Origin of the sequence: Nonomuraea sp. NPDC052129, assembly GCF_040680095.1 — a bacterium.
Taxonomy (GTDB): Bacteria; Actinomycetota; Actinomycetes; order Streptosporangiales; family Streptosporangiaceae; genus Nonomuraea.
In genome coordinates this window covers 258,734-278,129 of sequence record NZ_JBFAVX010000008.1, presented here as the reverse complement: position 1 = coordinate 278,129, position 19,396 = coordinate 258,734, and the positions used below count along the sequence as shown (strand labels likewise).

At 68.8% G+C, this 19,396-nt stretch carries 19 protein-coding genes; 12 read left to right on the top strand and 7 right to left on the bottom strand.

The window, feature by feature from the left end; translation table 11 throughout:
- Window positions 1-98: 98 nt before the first annotated feature.
- From AB0L53_RS20995 to AB0L53_RS20980, 4 genes are all read right to left on the bottom strand, one after another.
- Complete coding sequence (locus tag AB0L53_RS20995) at window positions 99-275, bottom strand: DUF6104 family protein (RefSeq protein WP_225301873.1); 177 nt, start codon at window positions 273-275, stop codon at window positions 99-101.
- 13 nt (window positions 276-288) lie between these two features.
- Entirely contained in the window at window positions 289-1,608 is a 1,320-nt protein-coding gene (locus AB0L53_RS20990; RefSeq protein WP_363996119.1) for a Fic family protein, read from the bottom strand.
- 111 nt (window positions 1,609-1,719) lie between these two features.
- Window positions 1,720-5,370 (bottom strand): multifunctional oxoglutarate decarboxylase/oxoglutarate dehydrogenase thiamine pyrophosphate-binding subunit/dihydrolipoyllysine-residue succinyltransferase subunit, encoded by a 3,651-nt coding sequence (locus AB0L53_RS20985; RefSeq protein WP_363996116.1) that lies wholly within the window; start codon window positions 5,368-5,370, stop codon window positions 1,720-1,722.
- A 204-nt stretch (window positions 5,371-5,574) separates the two neighbouring features.
- Window positions 5,575-6,216, bottom strand: coding sequence for a phenylalanine--tRNA ligase beta subunit-related protein (locus tag AB0L53_RS20980; protein ID WP_363996113.1), 642 nt, complete (start codon window positions 6,214-6,216; stop codon window positions 5,575-5,577).
- A gap of 75 nt (window positions 6,217-6,291) precedes the next feature.
- Between AB0L53_RS20980 and AB0L53_RS20975 the strand changes: the two genes are divergently transcribed.
- On the top strand, window positions 6,292-6,864 hold the full coding sequence (locus AB0L53_RS20975) for a helix-turn-helix domain-containing protein (protein ID WP_363996110.1): 573 nt from the start codon (window positions 6,292-6,294) through the stop codon (window positions 6,862-6,864).
- Window positions 6,864-8,129 carry an MFS transporter gene (locus AB0L53_RS20970; RefSeq protein ID WP_363996107.1) on the top strand — a complete coding sequence of 422 codons (1,266 nt, stop codon included), beginning with the start codon at window positions 6,864-6,866 and terminating at the stop codon, window positions 8,127-8,129. Before AB0L53_RS20975 ends, AB0L53_RS20970 begins: the two co-directional genes overlap by 1 nt.
- A 14-nt stretch (window positions 8,130-8,143) precedes the next feature.
- Here AB0L53_RS20970 and AB0L53_RS20965 read toward each other — a convergent pair whose 3' ends face one another.
- Window positions 8,144-9,055 (bottom strand): hypothetical protein, encoded by a 912-nt coding sequence (locus AB0L53_RS20965; protein ID WP_363996104.1) that lies wholly within the window; start codon window positions 9,053-9,055, stop codon window positions 8,144-8,146.
- Between the two features lie 112 nt (window positions 9,056-9,167).
- Between AB0L53_RS20965 and AB0L53_RS20960 the strand changes: the two genes are divergently transcribed.
- The 9 genes from AB0L53_RS20960 to AB0L53_RS20920 all read left to right on the top strand — a co-directional run bounded on the left by AB0L53_RS20960 (window position 9,168) and on the right by AB0L53_RS20920 (window position 16,699).
- Window positions 9,168-9,683, top strand: a complete 516-nt coding sequence (locus tag AB0L53_RS20960; RefSeq protein WP_363996101.1) for a SigE family RNA polymerase sigma factor — start codon at window positions 9,168-9,170, stop codon at window positions 9,681-9,683.
- A complete protein-coding gene (locus tag AB0L53_RS20955) occupies window positions 9,670-10,419 on the top strand; it encodes a hypothetical protein (RefSeq protein WP_363996098.1) in 750 nt (249 codons plus the stop codon). Before AB0L53_RS20960 ends, AB0L53_RS20955 begins: the two co-directional genes overlap by 14 nt.
- A gap of 109 nt (window positions 10,420-10,528) precedes the next feature.
- On the top strand, window positions 10,529-11,593 hold the full coding sequence (locus tag AB0L53_RS20950; protein WP_363996095.1) for an MBL fold metallo-hydrolase: 1,065 nt from the start codon (window positions 10,529-10,531) through the stop codon (window positions 11,591-11,593).
- 186 nt (window positions 11,594-11,779) lie between these two features.
- A complete protein-coding gene (locus AB0L53_RS20945; RefSeq protein ID WP_363996092.1) occupies window positions 11,780-12,775 on the top strand; it encodes an ABC transporter substrate-binding protein in 996 nt (331 codons plus the stop codon).
- On the top strand, window positions 12,775-13,572 hold the full coding sequence (locus AB0L53_RS20940; protein WP_225301880.1) for an ABC transporter ATP-binding protein: 798 nt from the start codon (window positions 12,775-12,777) through the stop codon (window positions 13,570-13,572). The genes AB0L53_RS20945 and AB0L53_RS20940 overlap by 1 nt, the downstream gene beginning before the upstream one ends.
- Window positions 13,532-14,404, top strand: a complete 873-nt coding sequence (locus tag AB0L53_RS20935; RefSeq protein WP_363996089.1) for an ABC transporter permease — start codon at window positions 13,532-13,534, stop codon at window positions 14,402-14,404. Before AB0L53_RS20940 ends, AB0L53_RS20935 begins: the two co-directional genes overlap by 41 nt.
- Window positions 14,405-14,406: 2 nt before the next feature.
- A complete protein-coding gene (locus AB0L53_RS20930) occupies window positions 14,407-15,687 on the top strand; it encodes an LLM class flavin-dependent oxidoreductase (protein WP_363996266.1) in 1,281 nt (426 codons plus the stop codon).
- Window positions 15,684-16,214: an NAD(P)H-dependent oxidoreductase gene (locus AB0L53_RS20925; protein ID WP_363996086.1), complete on the top strand. Its 531-nt coding sequence runs from the start codon at window positions 15,684-15,686 to the stop codon at window positions 16,212-16,214. Before AB0L53_RS20930 ends, AB0L53_RS20925 begins: the two co-directional genes overlap by 4 nt.
- Window positions 16,211-16,699: a flavin reductase family protein gene (locus tag AB0L53_RS20920; protein ID WP_363996083.1), complete on the top strand. Its 489-nt coding sequence runs from the start codon at window positions 16,211-16,213 to the stop codon at window positions 16,697-16,699. The genes AB0L53_RS20925 and AB0L53_RS20920 overlap by 4 nt, the downstream gene beginning before the upstream one ends.
- Before the next feature lie 80 nt (window positions 16,700-16,779).
- Here AB0L53_RS20920 and AB0L53_RS20915 read toward each other — a convergent pair whose 3' ends face one another.
- Window positions 16,780-17,838 (bottom strand): dihydrodipicolinate reductase, encoded by a 1,059-nt coding sequence (locus AB0L53_RS20915; RefSeq protein ID WP_363996080.1) that lies wholly within the window; start codon window positions 17,836-17,838, stop codon window positions 16,780-16,782.
- A gap of 82 nt (window positions 17,839-17,920) precedes the next feature.
- A complete protein-coding gene (locus AB0L53_RS20910) occupies window positions 17,921-18,295 on the bottom strand; it encodes a transposase (protein ID WP_363996077.1) in 375 nt (124 codons plus the stop codon).
- Between the two features lie 199 nt (window positions 18,296-18,494).
- Between AB0L53_RS20910 and AB0L53_RS20905 the strand changes: the two genes are divergently transcribed.
- Window positions 18,495-19,367 carry an SDR family oxidoreductase gene (locus tag AB0L53_RS20905; protein WP_358538913.1) on the top strand — a complete coding sequence of 291 codons (873 nt, stop codon included), beginning with the start codon at window positions 18,495-18,497 and terminating at the stop codon, window positions 19,365-19,367.
- The last annotated feature ends 29 nt before the right edge of the window (window positions 19,368-19,396 follow it).

Genomic DNA, 19,396 nt, shown 5'->3' with positions numbered 1-19,396 from the left:
GCGTGTGACAGGGCAGTTCGCGCCGTTCGTGCTTCTCATCGGTCGCGAGGGTCCGGCGCGCCTCCGGCTTATCGGTCGCGAGGGTCCGGCGCGCCGCGTCAGTCGTCTTCGTCGTCGAGCCGGGCCAGCCAGGTGGCCAGGCGCTCGACCGGCGTCTCGAACTCGGGATTGAGGTCCACGAACTCACGCAGCCGCTCGCCCAGCCACAGCAGGCTGACCTCTTCCTCGCCACGCCGCTCGACCAGCTCCTCGATCCCCCGGTCGGTGAAGTACATCGCTCTCCATTCATCAGTCGCGCAGCCGCGTCGTCAGGTCGCCGGCTGGGGTCCAGGCATCGGCGCGTCCACGTCTGACTTTAGTCAGCAGGCCGCGCTGCTCGAGCTCGCGCAGATCGGTCCGCGCGGTCTGCAAGACGATCTTGTGACTTCGCGCGTGGCCTGCGACGGTGTACTCGGCCAAGGGGTGGTGGGTGGCGTGCGTCAGCAGGGCGATCTGGCGGGCGTTGAAGTCGCCGGTACGGCTGCGCGCCAGGCTCGCCCGTACCTCGCGGGTCTGCGCCGCCTTCCTGCCGAGGTAGGCGTGGAGGTCGTCGACCGCCCTGCGCAACACGTCGAGTTGGTAGAGGACGAAGTAGGTGAGGTCGTTCTCGTCCTGCTCGACGTGGAGGAAGCTGCGCCCGTAGCGCGCGGGGGCGTTCTTCAGGATGCGGGAGATGGAGATGAACTCGGTCAGCCAGTAGTCCTGGTTGAGCATCGACCAGTAGAACAGCGCCCGCGCGGTCCTTCCGTTGCCGTCCTCGAACGGGTGGTCGTAGGCGAGCATGAAGTGCACGGTCAACGCCCTGATCACCGGCGGGACGTACGCGGTCGGCGACGTGCCGTTGGCGAAGTCGCACAGCCGCTGGATCCGCTCGGGTAGCTGTTCGGCCGGAGGAGGGGTGTGCAGGACGTCACCGTAGGTGTCGGCGACGACCACCCGCTCCTCGCCGGGCAGCTGGAAGCGCCCGGCCGCCGTCGGGTTGCGCAGTGTGCCCTCGGTGACGATCCGCTGGATCTCGCAGATCAGCGCCGGAGTGAGCGCCTCATCACGCATCTCGCCGATCCGGCGCATCGCGACGTAGTTGTTGCGGATCATGACTTCGTCGACGGTCTGCGGACTGCGGCCGCTACGCAGCATCTCCTTGGCCACCAGGTAGGTGGTCGCCGCGCCTTCCAGCTGGCTGGAGGTGATGGCCTCCTCGATCAGCGAGCTGACAAGGTAGCGATCACGGGTCAGCGGATCGGTCACCGGCTCCGGCATGCCGATGCGGCCGCTGAGATCCCGGTTGAGCGCCTCGACCCCCCGAAGGACGTCGTCCGGCAGCGCGTAGGTGAACGACAGGCCACCGGCGTCGACAAGGGGAAGATCGCGGCGCATGCCGAGTCGGGCCATCTTGAGCCCGAGCCACCACTGCTCGTGCGTGAGCCCGGCGGGCGGGGTGCGGTGGCGGATCTCGTCCCAGGGCAGGTACCGCTCCGCCGAGTCGACCGCCGACAGGAGCCAGAGGCTGTCGGCTTCCAGCCAGAGCTCCCGCCATGGTGGCGGCTGCTGAGGTCGGCGCACGGTCACCTGCCAGATTTAGCAGTTACTAGCAGCTAATTAGCTGTTAGTAACTGCCAATTTTAGCAGTAAGCCCCCGCCGATAACGGCGAGGGCTCATGCAATGAAGCGACTGGCTGACTAGCCGAACAGCTCGCTCAAGATCCCCTCGAGCTCGTTGTCGTGGGAGGAGTGCGAGCCGGTCGCGGGCGAACTGTTGGGAGTCCGCGAGACGCGACGTAGCGCGCGGCCGTTCAGCAGGTCCGGGTCCTCGGCCAGCTTGAGCGTGAGGTAAGGCCACGGCCCCATGTTGACCGGCTCGTCCTGCGCCCACACCAGCTCGGCCTGCGAGCCGTAGCGGGAGAGCTCGGCGGCGAGCTCCTCCGCCGGGAACGGGTAGAGCCGCTCCAGACGGACCAGTGCGACGTCGTCGCGGCCCGACTTCTCACGCCGGTCGAGTAGGTCGTAGTAGATCTTGCCCGAGGAGAGCACGACCTTGGTGACCTTGCCCGGTTCGACGATGGTGTCGCCGAGGACCGGCTGGAAGGTGCCCGAGGTGAAGTCGGACGCCTTCGAGACCGCCCGCTTGTGACGCAGCAGCGACTTCGGCGTGAAGACGACCATCGGCTTGCGCCTGCCCGACTCGACCTGCCACCTGAGCAGGTGGAAGTAGTTGGCCGGAGTGGACGGCTGCGCGACCGTCATGTTGTCGAGCGCGCAGACCTGCAGGAACCGTTCGATGCGGGCCGAGGAGTGGTCGGGACCCTGGCCCTCGAAGCCGTGCGGCAGCAGCAGCACGACAGCCGACCTCTGGCCCCACTTCTGCTCACCGGACGAGATGAACTCGTCGATGATCGTCTGGGCGCCGTTGACGAAGTCGCCGAACTGGGCCTCCCAGGCCACCAGGGCGTCGGGACGCACGACGCTGTAGCCGTACTCGAAGCCCAGCGCCGCGAACTCGCTGAGCAGCGAGTCGTAGATGTAGAACTTCGTGGTGCCCTGGTTGAAGACCTTGAGCGGGGTGTGATCCTCGCCGGTCACCCGGTCGACCAGCACCGCGTGGCGCTGGGTGAACGTGCCCCGCCGGGTGTCCTGGCCGACCACGCGGACCGGGTGGCCATCGATGAGCAGCGAGCCGAAGGCCAGCGTCTCACCCATGCTCCAGTCGATCGCGTCCTGCTCGACCGCCTGGCCGCGGCGCTGCAGCACCGGCGCCAGGCGCGGGTGCGGCGTGAAGCCCTCGGGCAGGTTGAGCTGGGTGTCGACGATCCGCTTGAGCGTCTCGTCGGTGATCTCGGTCGGCGTGTCGTTGTGCGACCACTTGATCACCTCAGCGGGCGGCACCCGCATCGCGCCCGCCTCCGGCGGCTTCTTCGCCGCCTCGCGGGTCTCGGTGAACGCCTGCTCCAGCTTGGCCTGGTAGTCGCGCAGCGCCTGCTCGGCCTCTTCCACCGTGATGTCGCCCCGGCCGATCAGCGCCTCGGTGTAGAGCTTGCGAGTGGAGCGCTTGGCGTCGATCAGGTCGTACATCAGCGGCTGGGTGAAGGCGGGGTTGTCGCCCTCGTTGTGGCCGCGGCGGCGGTAGCAGATCAGGTCGATGACGACGTCCTTGCGGAACGCCTGGCGGTATTCGTAGGCCAGCTCGCCCACGCGGACGACGGCCTCGGGGTCGTCGCCGTTGACGTGGAAGATCGGCGCCTGGATCATCCGGGCCACGTCGGTCGCGTAGACGCTCGACCTGGACGAAGCGGGCGATGTCGTGAAGCCGACCTGGTTGTTGACCACCACGTGCACGGTGCCGCCGGTGCGGTAGCCGCGCAGCTGCGACAGGTTGAGCGTCTCGGCCACGACGCCCTGGCCGGCGAAGGCCGCGTCGCCGTGGATGAGCACCGGCAGGACCGTGAAGCCCTCCTCGCCGCGCTCCAGCAGGTCCTGCTTGGCGCGGACGACGCCTTCGAGCACCGGGTCGACCGCCTCCAGGTGAGACGGGTTGGCCACCACGGAGGCGGCGATCGTCTTGCCGCTGGGAGCGGTGAAGGTGCCCGACGCGCCCAGGTGGTACTTCACGTCGCCCGAGCCGTGCGCGGTGCGCGGGTCGATGTTGCCCTCGAACTCGCCGAAGATCTGCCCGTAGGACTTGCCGACGATGTTGGCCAGGACGTTGAGCCGGCCGCGGTGGGCCATGCCGATGACGACCTCGTCGAGGTCCTCGTCGGCGGCGTCGCTGATCACCGAGTCGAGCAGCGGGATCAGGGACTCGCCGCCCTCCAGCGAGAAGCGCTTCTGCCCGACGAACTTGGTCTGCAGGAACGTCTCGAAGGCCTCGGCCGTGTTGAGCCGGCTCAGGATGTTGAGCTGCTCGTCACGGGCCGGGGAGGCGTGCGGCTTCTCGACCCGCGCCTGGATCCAGGCCCGCTCCTCGGGGTTCTGGATGTGCATGTACTCGATGCCGACCGTGCGGCAGTAGGAGTCGCGCAGCACGCCCAGGATCTCGCGGAGCTTCATCAGGGGCCGGCCGCCGAAACCGCCAGTGGCGAACTCGCGCTCCAGGTCCCACAGCGTCAGGCCGTGGGACTGGATGTCGAGGTCGGGGTGCTTGCGCTGCTTGTACTCCAGCGGGTCGGTCTCGGCCATGAGGTGGCCGCGGACGCGGTAGGCGTGGATCAGCTCGATCACCCGAGCGGACTTGGCCACGTCGTCATCGTGCGAGGCCGAGATGTCCTGGACCCAGCGGACCGGCTCGTAGGGGATCCGCAGCGCCTCGAAGATCTCGTCGTAGAAGCCGTCCTCGCCGAGCAGCTGCCGGTGGATCGTGCGCAGGAAGTCGCCCGACTGGGCGCCCTGGATGATCCGGTGGTCATAGGTGCTGGTCAGCGTCATGACCTTGGAGACGGCCAGGCGCGAGAGCGTGTCGGGTGAGGCGCCCTGGTATTCGGCCGGGTATTCCATCGCGCCGACGCCGATGATCGTGCCCTGTCCGGGCATCAGGCGTGGGACCGAGTGGACGGTGCCGATCGTGCCGGGGTTGGTCAGCGAGATCGTGGTGGACGCGAAGTCGTCGACCCCGAGCTTGCCCGAGCGGGCCTTGCGGACGACCTCCTCGTACGCCATCCAGAACTGCCGGAAGTCCATGTCCTCGGCGCCCTTGATGGAAGGCACCAGGAGCTGCCGCTCGCCGTTGCTCTTCTGGACGTCGATGGCCAGGCCGAGCCCTACGTGCTGCGGCTTGACCAGGGTCGGCTTGCCGTCGACCTCGGTGTAGGAGTAGTTCATCTCCGGCATGGCCCGCAGCGCCTTGATGACGGCATAGCCGATCAGGTGCGTGAAGGAGACCTTGCCGCCGCGTCCCCGCTTGAGGTGATTGTTGATCACAATGCGGTTGTCGATGAGCAACTTGGCCGGGATGGCCCGGACGCTGGTCGCGCTCGGAATGACGAGCGAGGCGTCCATGTTGGCGGCGGTGCGTGCGGCGGCACCGCGCAGTTTGATTTCCTCGGCGCCCGCGGGCACCGGGGCAGCAGGCTGCTTCGGCTTGACATCGGGGACCGGGGCAGTCGGTGCAGCCTTGGGTGGAGCCGCCATGGGAGCCGGAGCGGTCGCTGTGCCGTTCGCCGCCTCCTTGGCGGGCATTCTGCCCGGTCCATAATCAGGGTTGTAGTCAGCGAAGAAGTTCCACCAAGCCCGGTCCACAGACTCAGGATCTTGGAGGTACTTCTGGTACAGCTCGTCGACAAGCCACTCGTTCTGTCCAAAGCTTGCCAGCGGGTTTGTCCGCGACGACTCAGACGACACGGCGGAAATCGCCCTCTTCCGCAGATCGGCGTTGATGTTAGAGAACCTGTCCAAGGTTACTCGTCTTGCCCGGCGGCGCGCGCAAGAGACGCCCCGCGGCCTCGCCCGATCCTCTCAAGAGAGTCCGAAGAGGTCACGCCCCCCTAGTCAATCCAGGGGGTGCCGCAATTATCACTGTTTGGTATCAACGGCTGTGCGGCAGGTTTATTTCACCCCAGACAGCACTCTGGTGCTGATCCGCACCTCAGGGGACAGCTCGGTCAGCAGGTTCGCCAGCTCCTCGCCCGCCTCCTTGAGCTCCTCCATGGACATCGGCTCCAGCCGCTCCAGGATGAAGATCGCATTCGTGGTCTCCTCGGTGAGGCGGGTGCGCGCCACCTGGCGCCAGTTCCACCTGCGGCAGGTGACGCCGGTGTCGTCGCGCCAGATCACCTCGCCGGGCTCCGGGGCGCCGAGCGCCTCCGCCTCCTCGCCGCCTTCCGCCCTGACCAGCCGCGGCGGGCCGGCGTAGTGGTCGAGGTCCTCGCCGCCGATCGGCAGCGCGTGCTTCACGCTGATCGAGTTGTAGGCGTCGACGGCCTGGTTGATCTCTGGCAGCGGCAGTCTGCGGGTCAGGGCGTCGACCGAGGGTCTGGTCTTCTGCGGCTTGGCGCCGAATGCGCGGTAGGCGTCCTTCCACGCGTCGATCTTCTCGGTCTGTACGGACTGCTCCGAGGCCGCGGCCAGCCAGGCGCGGGAACGGTCGTCGGTGGGCCCGTTGCGCAGCCCGTGCGCCGTCATGACCAGCACCGCGAAGTCGGGACGCAGAGCGAAGACCGCCTCGTCCACCCAGATCTCATCAAGCATGCGCCCCAGTTTATTCGGCAGGAAAACCCGCAAAATTCTCTTTGCAAAATTGCCTTTGCGGTTTAGCCTTCGCCTATGGAAGGGAAGTTCAAGATCAGCGATCCGCAGGTGCTCAAGGTGGTGGCGCACCCCCTGCGGGTGCGGCTGCTCGGCCTGCTGCGCGGCGACGGGCCCGCGACGGCCAGCGAGCTGGGGCGCAAGGTGGGGGAGAGCTCCGGCTCGACCAGCTACCACCTGCGCGAGCTGGCCAAGTACGGCTTCATCGAGGAGGACCCCGAGCGACGCGACGGCAGGGAACGCCGCTGGCGGGCCCGCCATCAGTACACCTCCTGGGACAACCTGGAGATGGCGGCCACGCCGGAGGGGCAGGAGGCCGTCCGGATCATGCAGCTGCGCCAGCTGGAGGCGCTGGGGCGGGCGGTCGAGGCGTTCGAAGCGGGGGAGTGGCCCGCCGAGCTGGTCGAGGTCTCCGGGATGAGCGATCATCTGGTGCGGCTGCCCGCCGCGGGTGTCCGTGAGCTCAGTGAGCGCGTCGACGCGCTGGTGCGTGAGCTCAGCGAACGTTACGCGGACGACCCCGGCGCCGTGCCGATGAGCGTCTGGTCGGCGGCCTTCCCTCGAAGGCCGCGGGAAGGGCAGGACGGCTGATGACTCCCCGATCCGCGTTACGCCGCTACCTGCTGGTCAGCTTCCTGACTTGGCTGCCGCCCGGCCTGATGACGGCCGTCATGGTGTTGCTGATGACCGACCGGGGTCTCAGCCTGGCCCAGATCGGGTTCGCCATTATGGTGTTCTCGATCGTCACCATCGGCCTCGAACTGCCCACCGGCGGCCTGGCCGACGTGATCGGCCGCCGGACGGTCCTGGCGATCTCGGCCGCGTTCACCGTCGCCGCGCTCACGCTGATGGCGGTCTCGACCACGTTCTGGATGTTCCTGGCCACCGGTGTGCTCAAGGGCGTCGCCCGCGCGCTGTCCAGCGGTCCCGCCACCGCCTGGTACGTCGACACGCTGCACGACCTCGAAGGACCGGACGCCGACCTCAAGCCGGGCCTGGCGCGCGGCGGCGCGATGGAGTCGGTGGCGCTGCTCCTGGGCGTGCTGGTGGGCGGGTTCGCGCCGCTCGCGGTGCCGCCGGCGGTGATGACGCCCCTGGCGCTGCCGCCGCTGCTGGGCGCGGCGGCCGGGCTCGTGCTGCTGGTGACGGTGCTCTTCGCAATGCCCGAGGCAGCCCACCCGCAGCGCGTCGGGCGGTCGCTCGGGTGGGTTGTCCGGGACGTGCCCGCGACCGTGGTCGAGGGCGTGCGGCTGGCGGCGGGCGGACCGCTGCTGCGTCGCCTGATGCTGGCCGCCGCGGCGTCAGGCGTCGCGCTGGCCAGTGTCGAGCTGCTCACCCCGGGCAGGCTGGCGGCGCTGGCGGGCACCGCGGAGCTGGGCAGCACCGGCTATGCCGTCGTGGCGGCGCTCGGCTTCGCCGGCAGCGCGGTGGGCAGCACGATCGTGCCCAGGGTGGCCAGGGCGGCGGGTGGCTCGGTACGCGGCGCGGTGGCGGGCGTCGTCCTGACCGCCCTGGCCATCGGCGCCCTGGCGGCCACGGCGGGCCTCGACGGGGCGCCCGGTTTCGCGGCCACCGGGCTGGCCTATGTCGTCATGTTCTCCGGGCTCTCGGTGGCCGGGGTGCTGTGCTCGGAGATGACGCACCACGCCGTCACGGCCGCTCAGCGCACGACGGTGACCTCGACGAGCTCCCTGTCACTGCAGGCGGGGGCCGCGCTGGCCAACACGACGTTCGGCACACTGGCCGTTCATGCCGGCCTGTCCGCCACGTGGTCGCTCGCCGCGGGGGTGGTCCTGGCCTCCGCGCTGCTGTTCGTCCGCATGCCCGCGCTCCGGCCGGCCCGCCCAGCCCGATAACGCGGGAGCAGGGCTCAGGGGAGAGCGGGCACCGACGGGGCGGCGTCGGTCCAGCCGACCTGGAGCATGGTCGAGGTGAAATCCGCGGACGGCCTGCCGTTGAGCTCGGTCGTCAGGCGTTCGGCCAGCGACACCATCTCGTTGGTGTTGACGATCACCTCGGTCTTGACCTTCTGACGGGCCCGATCGTGAAAGATGGAGAGTTTCGCACCGGCTCTGCCCAGAGCGTCCTTGGCCGTCCCTTGGGAGCGTACGTCGGGCATCGTCAGCAGCGCTTGGTAAGCCGCGGCGCGGACCTCCTTCGGCGCGGGAAGGTCGCGCAGCAGAGTGAGCAGCGCCAGTGCCACGTTGTTGTCGACGGCGTCCTCCGGAGCCTTCGCGACTCGCACGGCCTTCGTGAGCCAGGCTTTCAAACCGCTCGGGTCCGCGGGCAGCTTCTGGACCTCCTCGTACGACAGCTGCTGTTCAGCCAGCTCGAAGGGGTTCGAACCCCTTGGAGGGATGACCTGGCCCTTGTCCGCTTTGGTGTCCAGGGTCACGGGGCCGTCACCAGCGGGGCGGCTCAACCTGGACGGGGAGCCGTCGCGGCGCCATGCCTTCTCGTCCGCCGCGCTCTTCGGTCGTGCCCCCAGACTCCGGCGCCCGACCCAGGCCTTGCCATCGGTCGAGGTCCAGATTTCCTCGATCCGCCGCACCTCCACCCGGTAGCGGTTGGCGCCCCTCCCGAACTGCTGGGGCAGGGTGCTCCGCAGCAGCGTCCTCGTATGCCAGTAGGTGCCTTTCGCCGGAGTCGTCACTGTACGGGCGGTGGCCGCTAGCCGCAGGGCCGAGAGGTCGGGCGGGCTCGGCAGAGCGATGGCGCTCGCCACGGCCAAGCCGACCCCGATGGCGATCATCGGTCGGATCGGAGTGGTCACACGTTTCATCTGTTTCACGCCTCCCTATACGCCTGAGCGGCCCACGGGGTTGCCTCTTGATCCGAGGCAACGCCCGGCGTGGCTCAGGCGTATTAGGAGGCGTGAAATCGGACGGACAGACGTGAGCAGCGCGGAGGAACACGCATTCGCCGCGTTCGTGGCCGCGCGCGGCACCAGCCTGCTGCGGGTCGCCTACCTCACCTGCGGCGACGAGGCGGAGGCGGAAGACCTGCTGCAGACGGCGCTGGAGCGTACATGGCGCAGCTGGGACCGGGTGCGGTACGCCAACCCCGAGCCCTACATCCGCCGCGTCATCGTGAACACCGCCATCAGCCGGGCCCGGCGGCGGGCGATTCTGCGCGTCATCCCGGTGCACACCCCGCCGGAGTCGGCGGCGCCGGAGAGCGACATCGACCTGCGCCGGATGCTCATGGAGGTCCTGCGCGCCCTGCCTCCCCGGCAGCGCGCGGTGATCGTCCTGCGCTACTGGGAGGACCTCGGCGAGACGCAGACCGCCGAGATCCTCGGTTGCTCGGTGGGCACGGTGAAAAGTCAGGCATCCAAGGCTATGGCCAAGCTCCGTTCGGCGCTCGGCGACGGAACGCTGGAAGGAGTGATCAGGAATGTCCGTACTTGAGGAGCGCCTTCGCCAGATCATGGCGGACGAGACCGCGAGGTTGCGGGCCGCGCCCGACCTGGTGGAGCGGGTGCTCCGGTCCTCGCGAAGGAAGAGGAAGCGGGTCAAGTTCGCCGCCATGGCCGTGTCGGCGGCCGTCGTCGCCACCGCGGTCCCCGCCTTTCTGATCCTCGGGCCCAGCCCCACGACCGTGCTGACGCCCACGGTCAGCACGTCACCCGCGACCCCTGATCCGACGCAGCCGGACACTCCCGCCATCGACGACACCCCGATGCCCCCGTCTCCGACCCCCGATTTCGGGGACCTGGGCGACGGAAGGGCCTTCGGGCGCGTCAAGGTGGGTTACCTGCCCGACGGCCTGCGGTGGGGCAACTGGTCCCTGAACTTCGGCGACAAGTACACGACCTCATGGAACTACGACGGGGACAAGCACGGCTTCTACTGCGTCCAGATCTACGTGTACGAAGGCGAGACCGTCCAGGAAGTCGATGACCGCATCCAGAAGTACCGCAGGGAGGGGAAGGGTGAAGAGGTGACCATCGGCGACCGGACCGGGTACCTGATCACGCAGTGGGTCGGCGAGGACGGCGGGAATGGTACCCCGACCTTCACCCTGACCATGAGCGAGGGGCGGAGGGCCGACGTGATGATCAGCCCGGTGTACGCCAAGAAGCTCGGCGGCGCCAAGACGAAGCGTGAGCTGTTGAAGATCGCCGAAGGGCTCACAGCCGACTGAAACCAGGCCCGCCAGCGGTTCTGCGGCCGGACAAAGCGGCCGTCACCGGCCGTTTCCCGGGCCAGCCCGCCGATCGGTAGTAGAACATGGTTCGGGCACAATGCTGAGCATGGCGAAGTTTGTGGTGACTCCATCCAGCGAGACCCAGCGCGCGGCGTGGCTCGGCGGCACGATTCCCGAGGTCGAGCGGGTGCGGCCGGGACTGTGGTCGGTTCCGGTGCCGATCCCGGTCAATCCCCTGCGTTACGTGCTGGTCTACGTCCTGGAACTGCCCGACGGGGTCGCCATCGTCGACGCCGGATGGAACACCGACGAAGCCTACGAGGCGCTCGTCGCGGGGCTGCGGGTCGCCGGGTACGCGATCACCGACGTCAAGGGCGTACTGGTGACCCACATCCATCCCGATCACTACGGCCTGGCCGGGCGGGTCCGGGAGATGTCGGGCGCGTGGATCGCCCTGCACCCCGCCGACGCGCGCCTCGTCCACGATCGGTACGACGACAGCGCCATCGACTCGCTGGTCGAGCGCGAACGGGCGCAGCTGGTCCGGTCCGGGGTGCCCGAGTTGACCCTGGACGAGCTGGCCGGCGCCTCGATGATGATCAGGCACATGGTGTCGATGGCCAAGCCCGACCGGCTGGTCGAGGACGGCGACCGGCTGGACCTGCCCGGCTGGGACCTGCGGGCCGTCTGGACCCCTGGGCACTCGCCCGGCCACCTCTGCTTCGTGTCGCCGTCCAGGAAGCTGCTGTTCTCCGGCGATCACGTGCTGGCCAAGATCACGCCGATGGTGGCCGTACATCCGCAGTCCGCGCCCAACCCGCTGGCCGACTACCTCGACGCGCTGGCCGCCGTACGGAAGCTGGACGTGGAGGAGGTGCTCCCCGCGCACGAGTACCGGTTCCTGGAGCTGGCCGAACGGGTCGACTACGTGATGGCGCATCACGAGGAGCGGCTGGCCGAGATCGAGCGGATGCTCGGGGGCGCCTCCGACGGGGTCTGCTGCTGGGACATCGCGACCGGCCTGACCTGGTCGCGGCCCTGGGAGACGATCCCGCCGTTCATGCGGCGCGCGGCCACCAACGAGACGCTGGCGCACCTGGTGTGGCTGGAGTCGCGGGGACGGGCACGGCGCGTGCTCGGCGAGCCGGAGCTGTGGTTCGCGGGCGCCTGACCAGGTGACATTTATTCCATGTAAATCAAGTAGGAAATGTTGACTTCTTGACCGCGGCTGCGTAGCGTCGCATGCATGAGCCCGGACCTCACCCGGCGCGCGCATGTCGACTTCTGCCGCGTCGTCAGCGCACAGTGTCACTGATCACGACACAGTCCCCGTCCCCCCTTTATTTGAGGACATCTCGTGATCAAGCGTCTCGCTTCCCTTGTCCCTCTCCTCCTCGCCGTCACGGCGTGCGGCACCGCCCAGGGCGCCGCCGAAACCCAGGAACTGCGCTACCAGGGCAGTGTCGGCACCGTCACCTTCCCCGAGCTGGCCGAGGAGCTCGGCTATCTCAAACCCGTCAAGCTCAAGTGGATCGGCAACACGACCAGCGGACCGCAGGACATCCAGACGGCCGCCACGGGACAGAGCGACTTCGGCGGCGCGTTCAACGGCGCCGTGGTCAAGCTCGTCGCCGCCAAGGCCCCGATCAAGGCCGTGATCAGCTACTACGGCAGTGACCAGAACTCCTACCAGGGCTACTTCACCCTCCAGGACAGCCCGATCCACAGCGCCCGCGACCTGATCGGCAAGAAGGTCGGCATGAACACCCTGGGCGCCCACGCCGAAGCCGTGCTGAAGGAATACCTCAAGCGCGGCGGCCTGACCCCGGCCGAGATCAAGCAGGTCGAACTGGTCGCCGTCCCACCCGTCAGCGCCGAGCAGTCGTTGCGTCAGAAGCAGATCGACGTGGCCGCGCTCGGCGGCATCCTGCGCGACAAGGCGCTGGAACGCGGCGGTCTCAAGACCCTGTTCAAGGACGTCGACCTGTTCGGCGACTTCTCAGCCGGGACGTACGTACTCACCGACCGCTTCATCAAGCAGAACCCGAACACGACCAGGAAGTTCGTCGAGGCCACTGCCAAGGCCATCCAGTGGACCCAGACGCACACCCGTGAAGAGGTCGTGGCCGAGTTCAAGAAGATCATCGCCAAGCGGGCCAGGAACGAGGACGCCACCACCGTCGGCTTCTGGAAGAGCAGCGGTGTCGCGACCAAGGGCGGGGTGATCGAGCCGCAGGAGTTCCAGCGGTGGATCTCCTGGCTGGAGGGCGCCGGCGAGATCAAGCCCGGCCAGATCAAACCCCAGGACGTCTACACCAACGCCTACAACCCGTTCGTCTCGGGAGGCTCCTGATGAAGATCGAGTTCGTGTCCGTGACCAAGGAGTTCGCCGTCCGTGGCAGCTCTTTCACCGCCCTGTCCGACATCTCGCTCGACGTGGCCGAAGGCGAGTTCCTCACGCTCGTCGGCCCCAGTGGATGCGGCAAGTCCACCCTCCTCGACCTGCTCAGCGGCCTGACCCTGCCCACGCGTGGCGAGATCCGCATCGACGGCGTCCCCGTCACGGGTCCGGGGCTCGATCGGGGCATCGTCTTCCAGCAGTACGCGCTGTTCCCCTGGCGGACCGCGGTGGCGAACGTGGAGTTCGGGCTGGAGGCCAAGGGGGTGCCGCGGCGCGAACGCCGTGAGCGCGCCCGCGGCTACCTCGACCTGGTCGGGCTGCGCGGCTTCGACGAACGCTACCCGCACGAGCTCTCGGGCGGCATGCGGCAGCGGGTCGCCATCGCCCGCAGCCTCGCCTACGACCCCGACGTCCTGCTCATGGACGAGCCCTTCGCCGCCCTCGACGCCCAGACCCGCGAGTCCCTCCAGGAGGAGCTGCTGCGCATCTGGAACAAGACCGGCAAGACCATCGTGTTCATCACCCACGGCATCGACGAGGCGGTCTACCTGGGGCAGCGGGTGGCCGTCATGACGCCCGGCCCCGGTCGTATCCGGGCCGTCGTACCGGTCTCGTTCGCCTCCCGCGAGGGGGACCTGCGCGCCGATCCGGTGTTCGGTGAGTACCGCCACGCCATCTGGACGCTGCTGCGCGAGGAGGTGACCCCCGTTGGCCAGACCCTCACTCAGCCTCTCGGCCTCCCCGCTTGACGACGACCACCTCCACCCGCCCGCCGTCACGACCCTTGCGCCGGTGCGTCCCGCCGCCGTTCGGCGCCGTAGCCTCTGGGGCGTCGCCCGCCGGGTGGTCAACGCGTCCGCCGCGATCGTCGTGCTGGCCGCCGTCTGGGAGATCCTGCCCAGGGCCCAGGTGGTGGACCCCACCTTCCTCCCGCCGTTAAGTGACGTCCTGACCGCCTGGTACGACCTGCTCCGCAGCGGCGAGCTGGCCGACCATGCCCAAGCCTCCCTGGCCAGGTCGCTGGCCGGGTTCGGGGCGGCCATCGTGGTCGCCATCCCGCTGGGCCTGCTGATCGGCTGGTACCGCCCGGTGGCCGAGCTGCTGAACCCGGTCCTGGAGCTGTTCCGCAACACCGCCGCCCTGGCCCTGCTGCCCCTGTTCGTGCTGGTCCTGGGGCTGGGGGAGACGTCCAAGGTGTCGATCATCCTGTACGCCTGCGCCTGGCCGATCCTGCTCAACACCATCGCGGGTGTCAAAAGCGTCGACCCGCTCCTGATCAAGTCGGCGAGGTCCATGGGGCTCGGGCCGTACCGGCTGTTCCAGAAGGTCATCCTGCCCGCCGCGGTGCCCACCATCTTCACCGGCATCCGCCTGGCCGGGGCGTACTCGATCCTCGTGCTGATCGCCGCCGAGATGGTCGGCGCCAAGGCGGGGCTCGGCTACCTCATCAACTACGCGCAGTACAACTTCCGGGTGCCCGACATGTACGCGGGGATCATCACGATCTCGGTGCTCGGCCTGCTGTTCAACCTGCTCCTCGTACGCCTGGAGCGACGCTTCTCCACCTGGAGGACCACGTGACCATGCACCTGAACGCCTTCCTGATGGGCGTCGGCCACCACGAGGCCGCGTGGCGGCACCCGCTGACCGAGCCGAGCCGCATCACCGACATCCGGCACTTCCAGGAGCTGGCCCGGATCGCCGAACGCGGCAAGCTGGACTCGGTGTTCCTGGCCGACGGCCTCGCCCTGTGGGGAAATGTCCGGCACAACGCGCTCGGTGGGCTGGAGCCCCTCACCCTGCTCGCCGCCCTGGCCGCCGTCACGGACCACATCGGCCTGATCGCCACGGTGTCCACGACGTACAACGAGCCGTTCCACGTGGCGCGCAAGTTCGCCTCGCTGGACCACATCAGCGGCGGCCGGGCGGGCTGGAACATCGTCACCTCCGCCGGCGAGGCCGAGGCCCGCAACTTCGGCATCGAACGCCCGCCGCACAGCGAGCGCTATCACCGGGCGGAGGAGTTCCTCCAGGTGACGAACGCGCTCTGGGAGAGCTGGGCGGACGGAGCGGTCGTCGGCGACCGGCGCACCGGGGTCTACGCCGACCTCTCCCGCGTCCAGCCGATCGACCACGTGGGCACGCACTTCAAGGTGCAGGGCCCGCTGAACGTCCAGCGCTCGCCCCAGGGCCGCCCCCTCCTGGTCCAGGCCGGGTCGTCGGAGGACGGCAAGGAGTTCGCGGCGCGGTTCGCGGAGGCGGTGTTCACCGCGCAGCAGACCCTGGAGGATGCCCAGGAGTTCTACGCCGACCTCAAGGGCAGGCTCCCCGCGTATGGACGCCGGCCCCAGGACCTCAAGATCCTGCCCGGCGTCTCGCCCATCATCGGCTCGACCGAGCGTGAGGCGCTGCGGCTGGAGAAGGAGCTGGAGGACCTCATCGTCCCGGCGTACGGCGTGCAGCAGCTCTCGAACATCCTCGGCGTCGACCTCACCGCCTATCCCTTGGACGGCCCACTACCGGACATCCCGGCCAACCCGGACGGCCAGCAGAGCCGCATCAAGCTGATCAAGGACCTGGCGGCCCGCGGCGACCTGTCGATCCGCGAGATCATCGGCAAGCTCGCCGGCGGCCGCGGCCACCGGGTGGTCGCGGGCACGCCCGAGCAGATCGCCGACCAGCTCCAGGAGTGGTACGAGAACGGCGCGGCCGACGGCTTCAACATCATGCCTCCGCACCTGCCGGGCGGCCTCGCGGACTTCGTCGAGCAGGTCGTCCCCGAGCTGCAGATCCGCGGCCTGTTCCGCAAGGAGTACGAGGCCCGAACCCTTCGCGACCACTACGGATTGGCCACCGCCTCATGAGCATCGTCACCGTCGTCGGCAACCCGCGCTCCGGATCGCGCACGCTGGGGGCGGCGGTCGCGGCCACCGACGCCGTCGCCGCCCGGCTCGGCCACACGGGTTCGAGGGACGTCATCGACCTGTCGGCCCTCGCTCCGGAACTGCTCCTCCCGCAGAGCACCGCGAATGTGGAGATCGCCCTCGAACTCCTCACCAGCGCCTCGGTGGCCGTCGTGGCCAGCCCCACCTACAAGGCGACCTACACCGGCCTGCTCAAGGCGTTCCTCGACCGGCTGCCCCCGAACGCCCTGGCCGGCACTGCCGCCCTGCCGATCCTCGTCATGGGCGACCCTAAGCACGCGCTGGCGGTGGAGGTCCACTTCCGCCCGCTCCTGGTGGAGCTGGGCGCCTTCGTCCCCACCCCCGGCCTGACCCTCCTGGAGTCGGAGCTGCCAGGAGACGACGGGCCCTTGGCCCGCTGGGCGGATCAGGTCGTGCCACAGATAACGGTCAGGCAAGGAGCGTTTAGGGAAGGAGCGTTGAGATGACCATCTCCCTGGACCGCGACGAGTTCCGTACGGCCCTGGCCCAGCACGCCGCCGGAGTGGTCATCGTGACGGCCAGACCGGAGGGTGTCCCGGTGGGCCTCACGGCGACCTCGTTCTCCTCGGTGAGCCTTGATCCGCCGCTGGTGTCCTTTTACGTCGACCAGTCATCCACCACCTGGCCCTGGCTCCGGCTGGCCGACCATTTCGCGGTGAACGTCCTGGCCGGCCACCAGCACGACCTGGCCACCCGCTTCGCCCGGCGCGGCATCGACCGCTTCGCCGAACCCACCCGCTGGCAGCCCGGCCCGCACGAAACACCGTTGTTGGAGGACGTCTCCGCACATCTCATCTGCATTCCGCACACGACCGTGGAGATAGGCGACCACACCCTGGTGGTCGGCCTGGTCACCGCCGCCCAAACCACCCCAGCCCGGCCGCTCCTCTACCACCGCGGGCAGTACGGGCGCTTTCTCCCGCACAACTGACTCTTTCCCCGCCGCACGTGGCCCGCTTGACGGATGCGAACAAGGGCGCGCGTGCTGTTCCCCCGCCGTACGTGACCCGCCTAACGGATGCGGACCCGGGCGCGTGCGGTGGGGAGGGGAAGATCAAGCAGGGTGCGGATGCCGGGCGGGGCGGCGCAGACGGCGGGGATGGCGTTGATGGCGTGGGCGGCCGCGGCGGCCAGGCCGTGGGAGACCTCGTCGATCGACATCGTCATCTGCGGCACCCCCTCGATGTGGATCGCGAAGCCCGGCTCCGGCCAGCGTGCCACCTTGCCGGCGTCGGCCTTGTAGATCACCTCGACCGTCATGAACGGCCGCCCCCGCACCAGGCCCGAGAACACCCAGCGTGACGCGCACACCGCGCCCTCCTCGACCCGGCCGGCCGCGATCTCGAACTCCCGCCCGGCCACCTCGAACTCGTCCCGCTCCTCCACCTCGTCCAGTCGCACGTCGAGCGCGTCGGCCACGAGTTGCACGCTCTCGGCGAAGAGCGAGCGCTGGAAGGTACGGAACGGCCGGACCGCCTCGGCGTAGTCCTTGGCCGTGCGGGTGAACCCGACCAGGTCCACGACGACCTGGCGCGACGGGTGGCCGCGGAAGTCCGACGACTCGCGTACGTAGATGTGGTCGACCCGGTCCGACAGCCCGGTCAGCGCCAGCGGCAGGAAGTCGCTCATGAAGCCCGGGTTGATGCCGGTGCCGTGGAGCGTGGTGCCGCCCTTGTCACAGGCGGCCTCGAGGCGCTCCACCACCCGGGGGCCGTACGACTTGGGGTAGACGAAGCCGGTGGTCGTGATGACGTTCTTGCCCGAGGCGAGCAGCGCGCAGATGGTCTCCAGGTCCAGACTCCGGTCCGGGCCGAAGTAGAAGGACGGCAGCGGCATGTGCAGCACGCAGTCGGCCTCGATGGCCATGACGCGCTCCGGGTCGTCCGTGCAGCTCACGCCGGTGTACGGCAGGCCGACCAGCTCGCCGGCGTCTTTGCCGATCTTGTCGTGGTCATAGACGAGGACTCCCGCGAGCTCCAGTCCCGGCCTGCTGAGCACGCTGCGCAGCGCATAGCGGCCGATGGCTCCCGTGGCCCACTGAACCACGCGAAAGGGCGCGTTTACCGGCATGTCCGGCCTCCGAAGGCCCGGTGGAGGGCGGACAGGCGCTGGGGGTCGCCGCCCATGGGAAGCCCGGAACTCTAGCAGAGAATCAACTACCACTGGCTGACGCTGGTGGTTTGCTCTCGCGGTCCCGTCTGGGTGAAGGGAGGCCGGTAGCGTGTGGCTGGTTGATGGCAGCCCAGCCCGCGGCGCCGCGTGTGGCGATGTTGCGGGCCGCGATGTGGTCGGCGTGCCCAGCGAGGCCACACCTGGTGCAGACGAACCGGCTCCGCGCCGGCCGGTTCGCCCTGGACACCCACCCGCACTCCGGACACGCCTGCGAGGTGTAGGCGGGATCGACCAGCAGGAAGGCGATCCCGGCGCGGGCGGCCTTGTAGCGGGTGAAGGTGATCTGCTGGGCGAAGGCCCAGCTGCGCAGGGTGCGCCGCTGGAACCGATGAGCCCTTACCCGCCCGCGGAACACATATTGCCGAACGTAACCAAGGTTTTCCACACTGTTTTCGAAGGGAGGGGTGGTGCTTCCTCCCGGCCCTGAAGGCCGGATCTCCGCCCCACTATTCAGATGAACCTTCCGATCACCATCCGCGACGATCAGTCGTAGTGCGGCGGACTCGGGTTATTGTGCCATTACTAGAACGTTGTTCTCCTGCGCTGGAGGTTCGATGCTTCGGTTCGATGACAGGGTCGCGATCATTACGGGAGCCGGGCACGGCCTCGGCAGGTCGCACGCGCTCCTGCTGGCCGAGCGGGGTGCCAAGGTCGTCGTGAACGACCTGGGCGGCGCGCTCGACGGCACCGGCGCCTCCGCGGGTCCCGCCGCCGACGTGGTCGAGCTCATCACCAAGAACGGCGGTCAGGCCATCGCCAATGCCGACAACGTGGCCACGCCGGAAGGGGCCAGGGCGATCGTGCAGGCCGCGGTCGACGCGTTCGGCAAGATCGACATCGTCGTCAACAACGCGGGTATCCTGCGTGACAGGTCGTTCGGGAAGATGGCGGTCGAGGACTTCGACAATGTGCTGGCCGTACACGTGCGCGGTTCCTACCTGGTCAGCCAGGCCGCCTACCCCTACATGAAGGAGGCCGGCTACGGCCGGATCGTCAACACCTCCAGCCCGGCGGGCCTGTTCGGCAACTTCGGCCAGGCCAACTACTCCACCGCCAAGATGGGCCTGGTCGGCCTGACCAAGACGCTCGGCATCGAGGGGGCTCGCAACGGGATCAAGGCCAACGCCATCGCGCCGATCGCCTGGACGCGGATGACCGAGTCGCTGCTGCCGGCCGAGTTCGAGGCCAAGTTCACGCCCGAGCGGGTCAGCGCGCTGGTGGCCTACCTCGTACACGAGTCGTGCGAGCCGAGCGGTGAGGTGTTCAGCGTCGGCGGCGGCCGGGTGGCGCGGGTGTTCGTGGCCGAAGGGCCCGGCTGGAAGTCGGACGAGCTCACGCCGGAGTCGCTCGCGGACAACTGGGCGGCGGTCATGGCCGAGCAGCCGTACGTGCTGTCGGCCGCGGACTCGATGAAGGCCATGCTCTAGGGACGCCGGAGGCTACCTGTCGTCGGGCA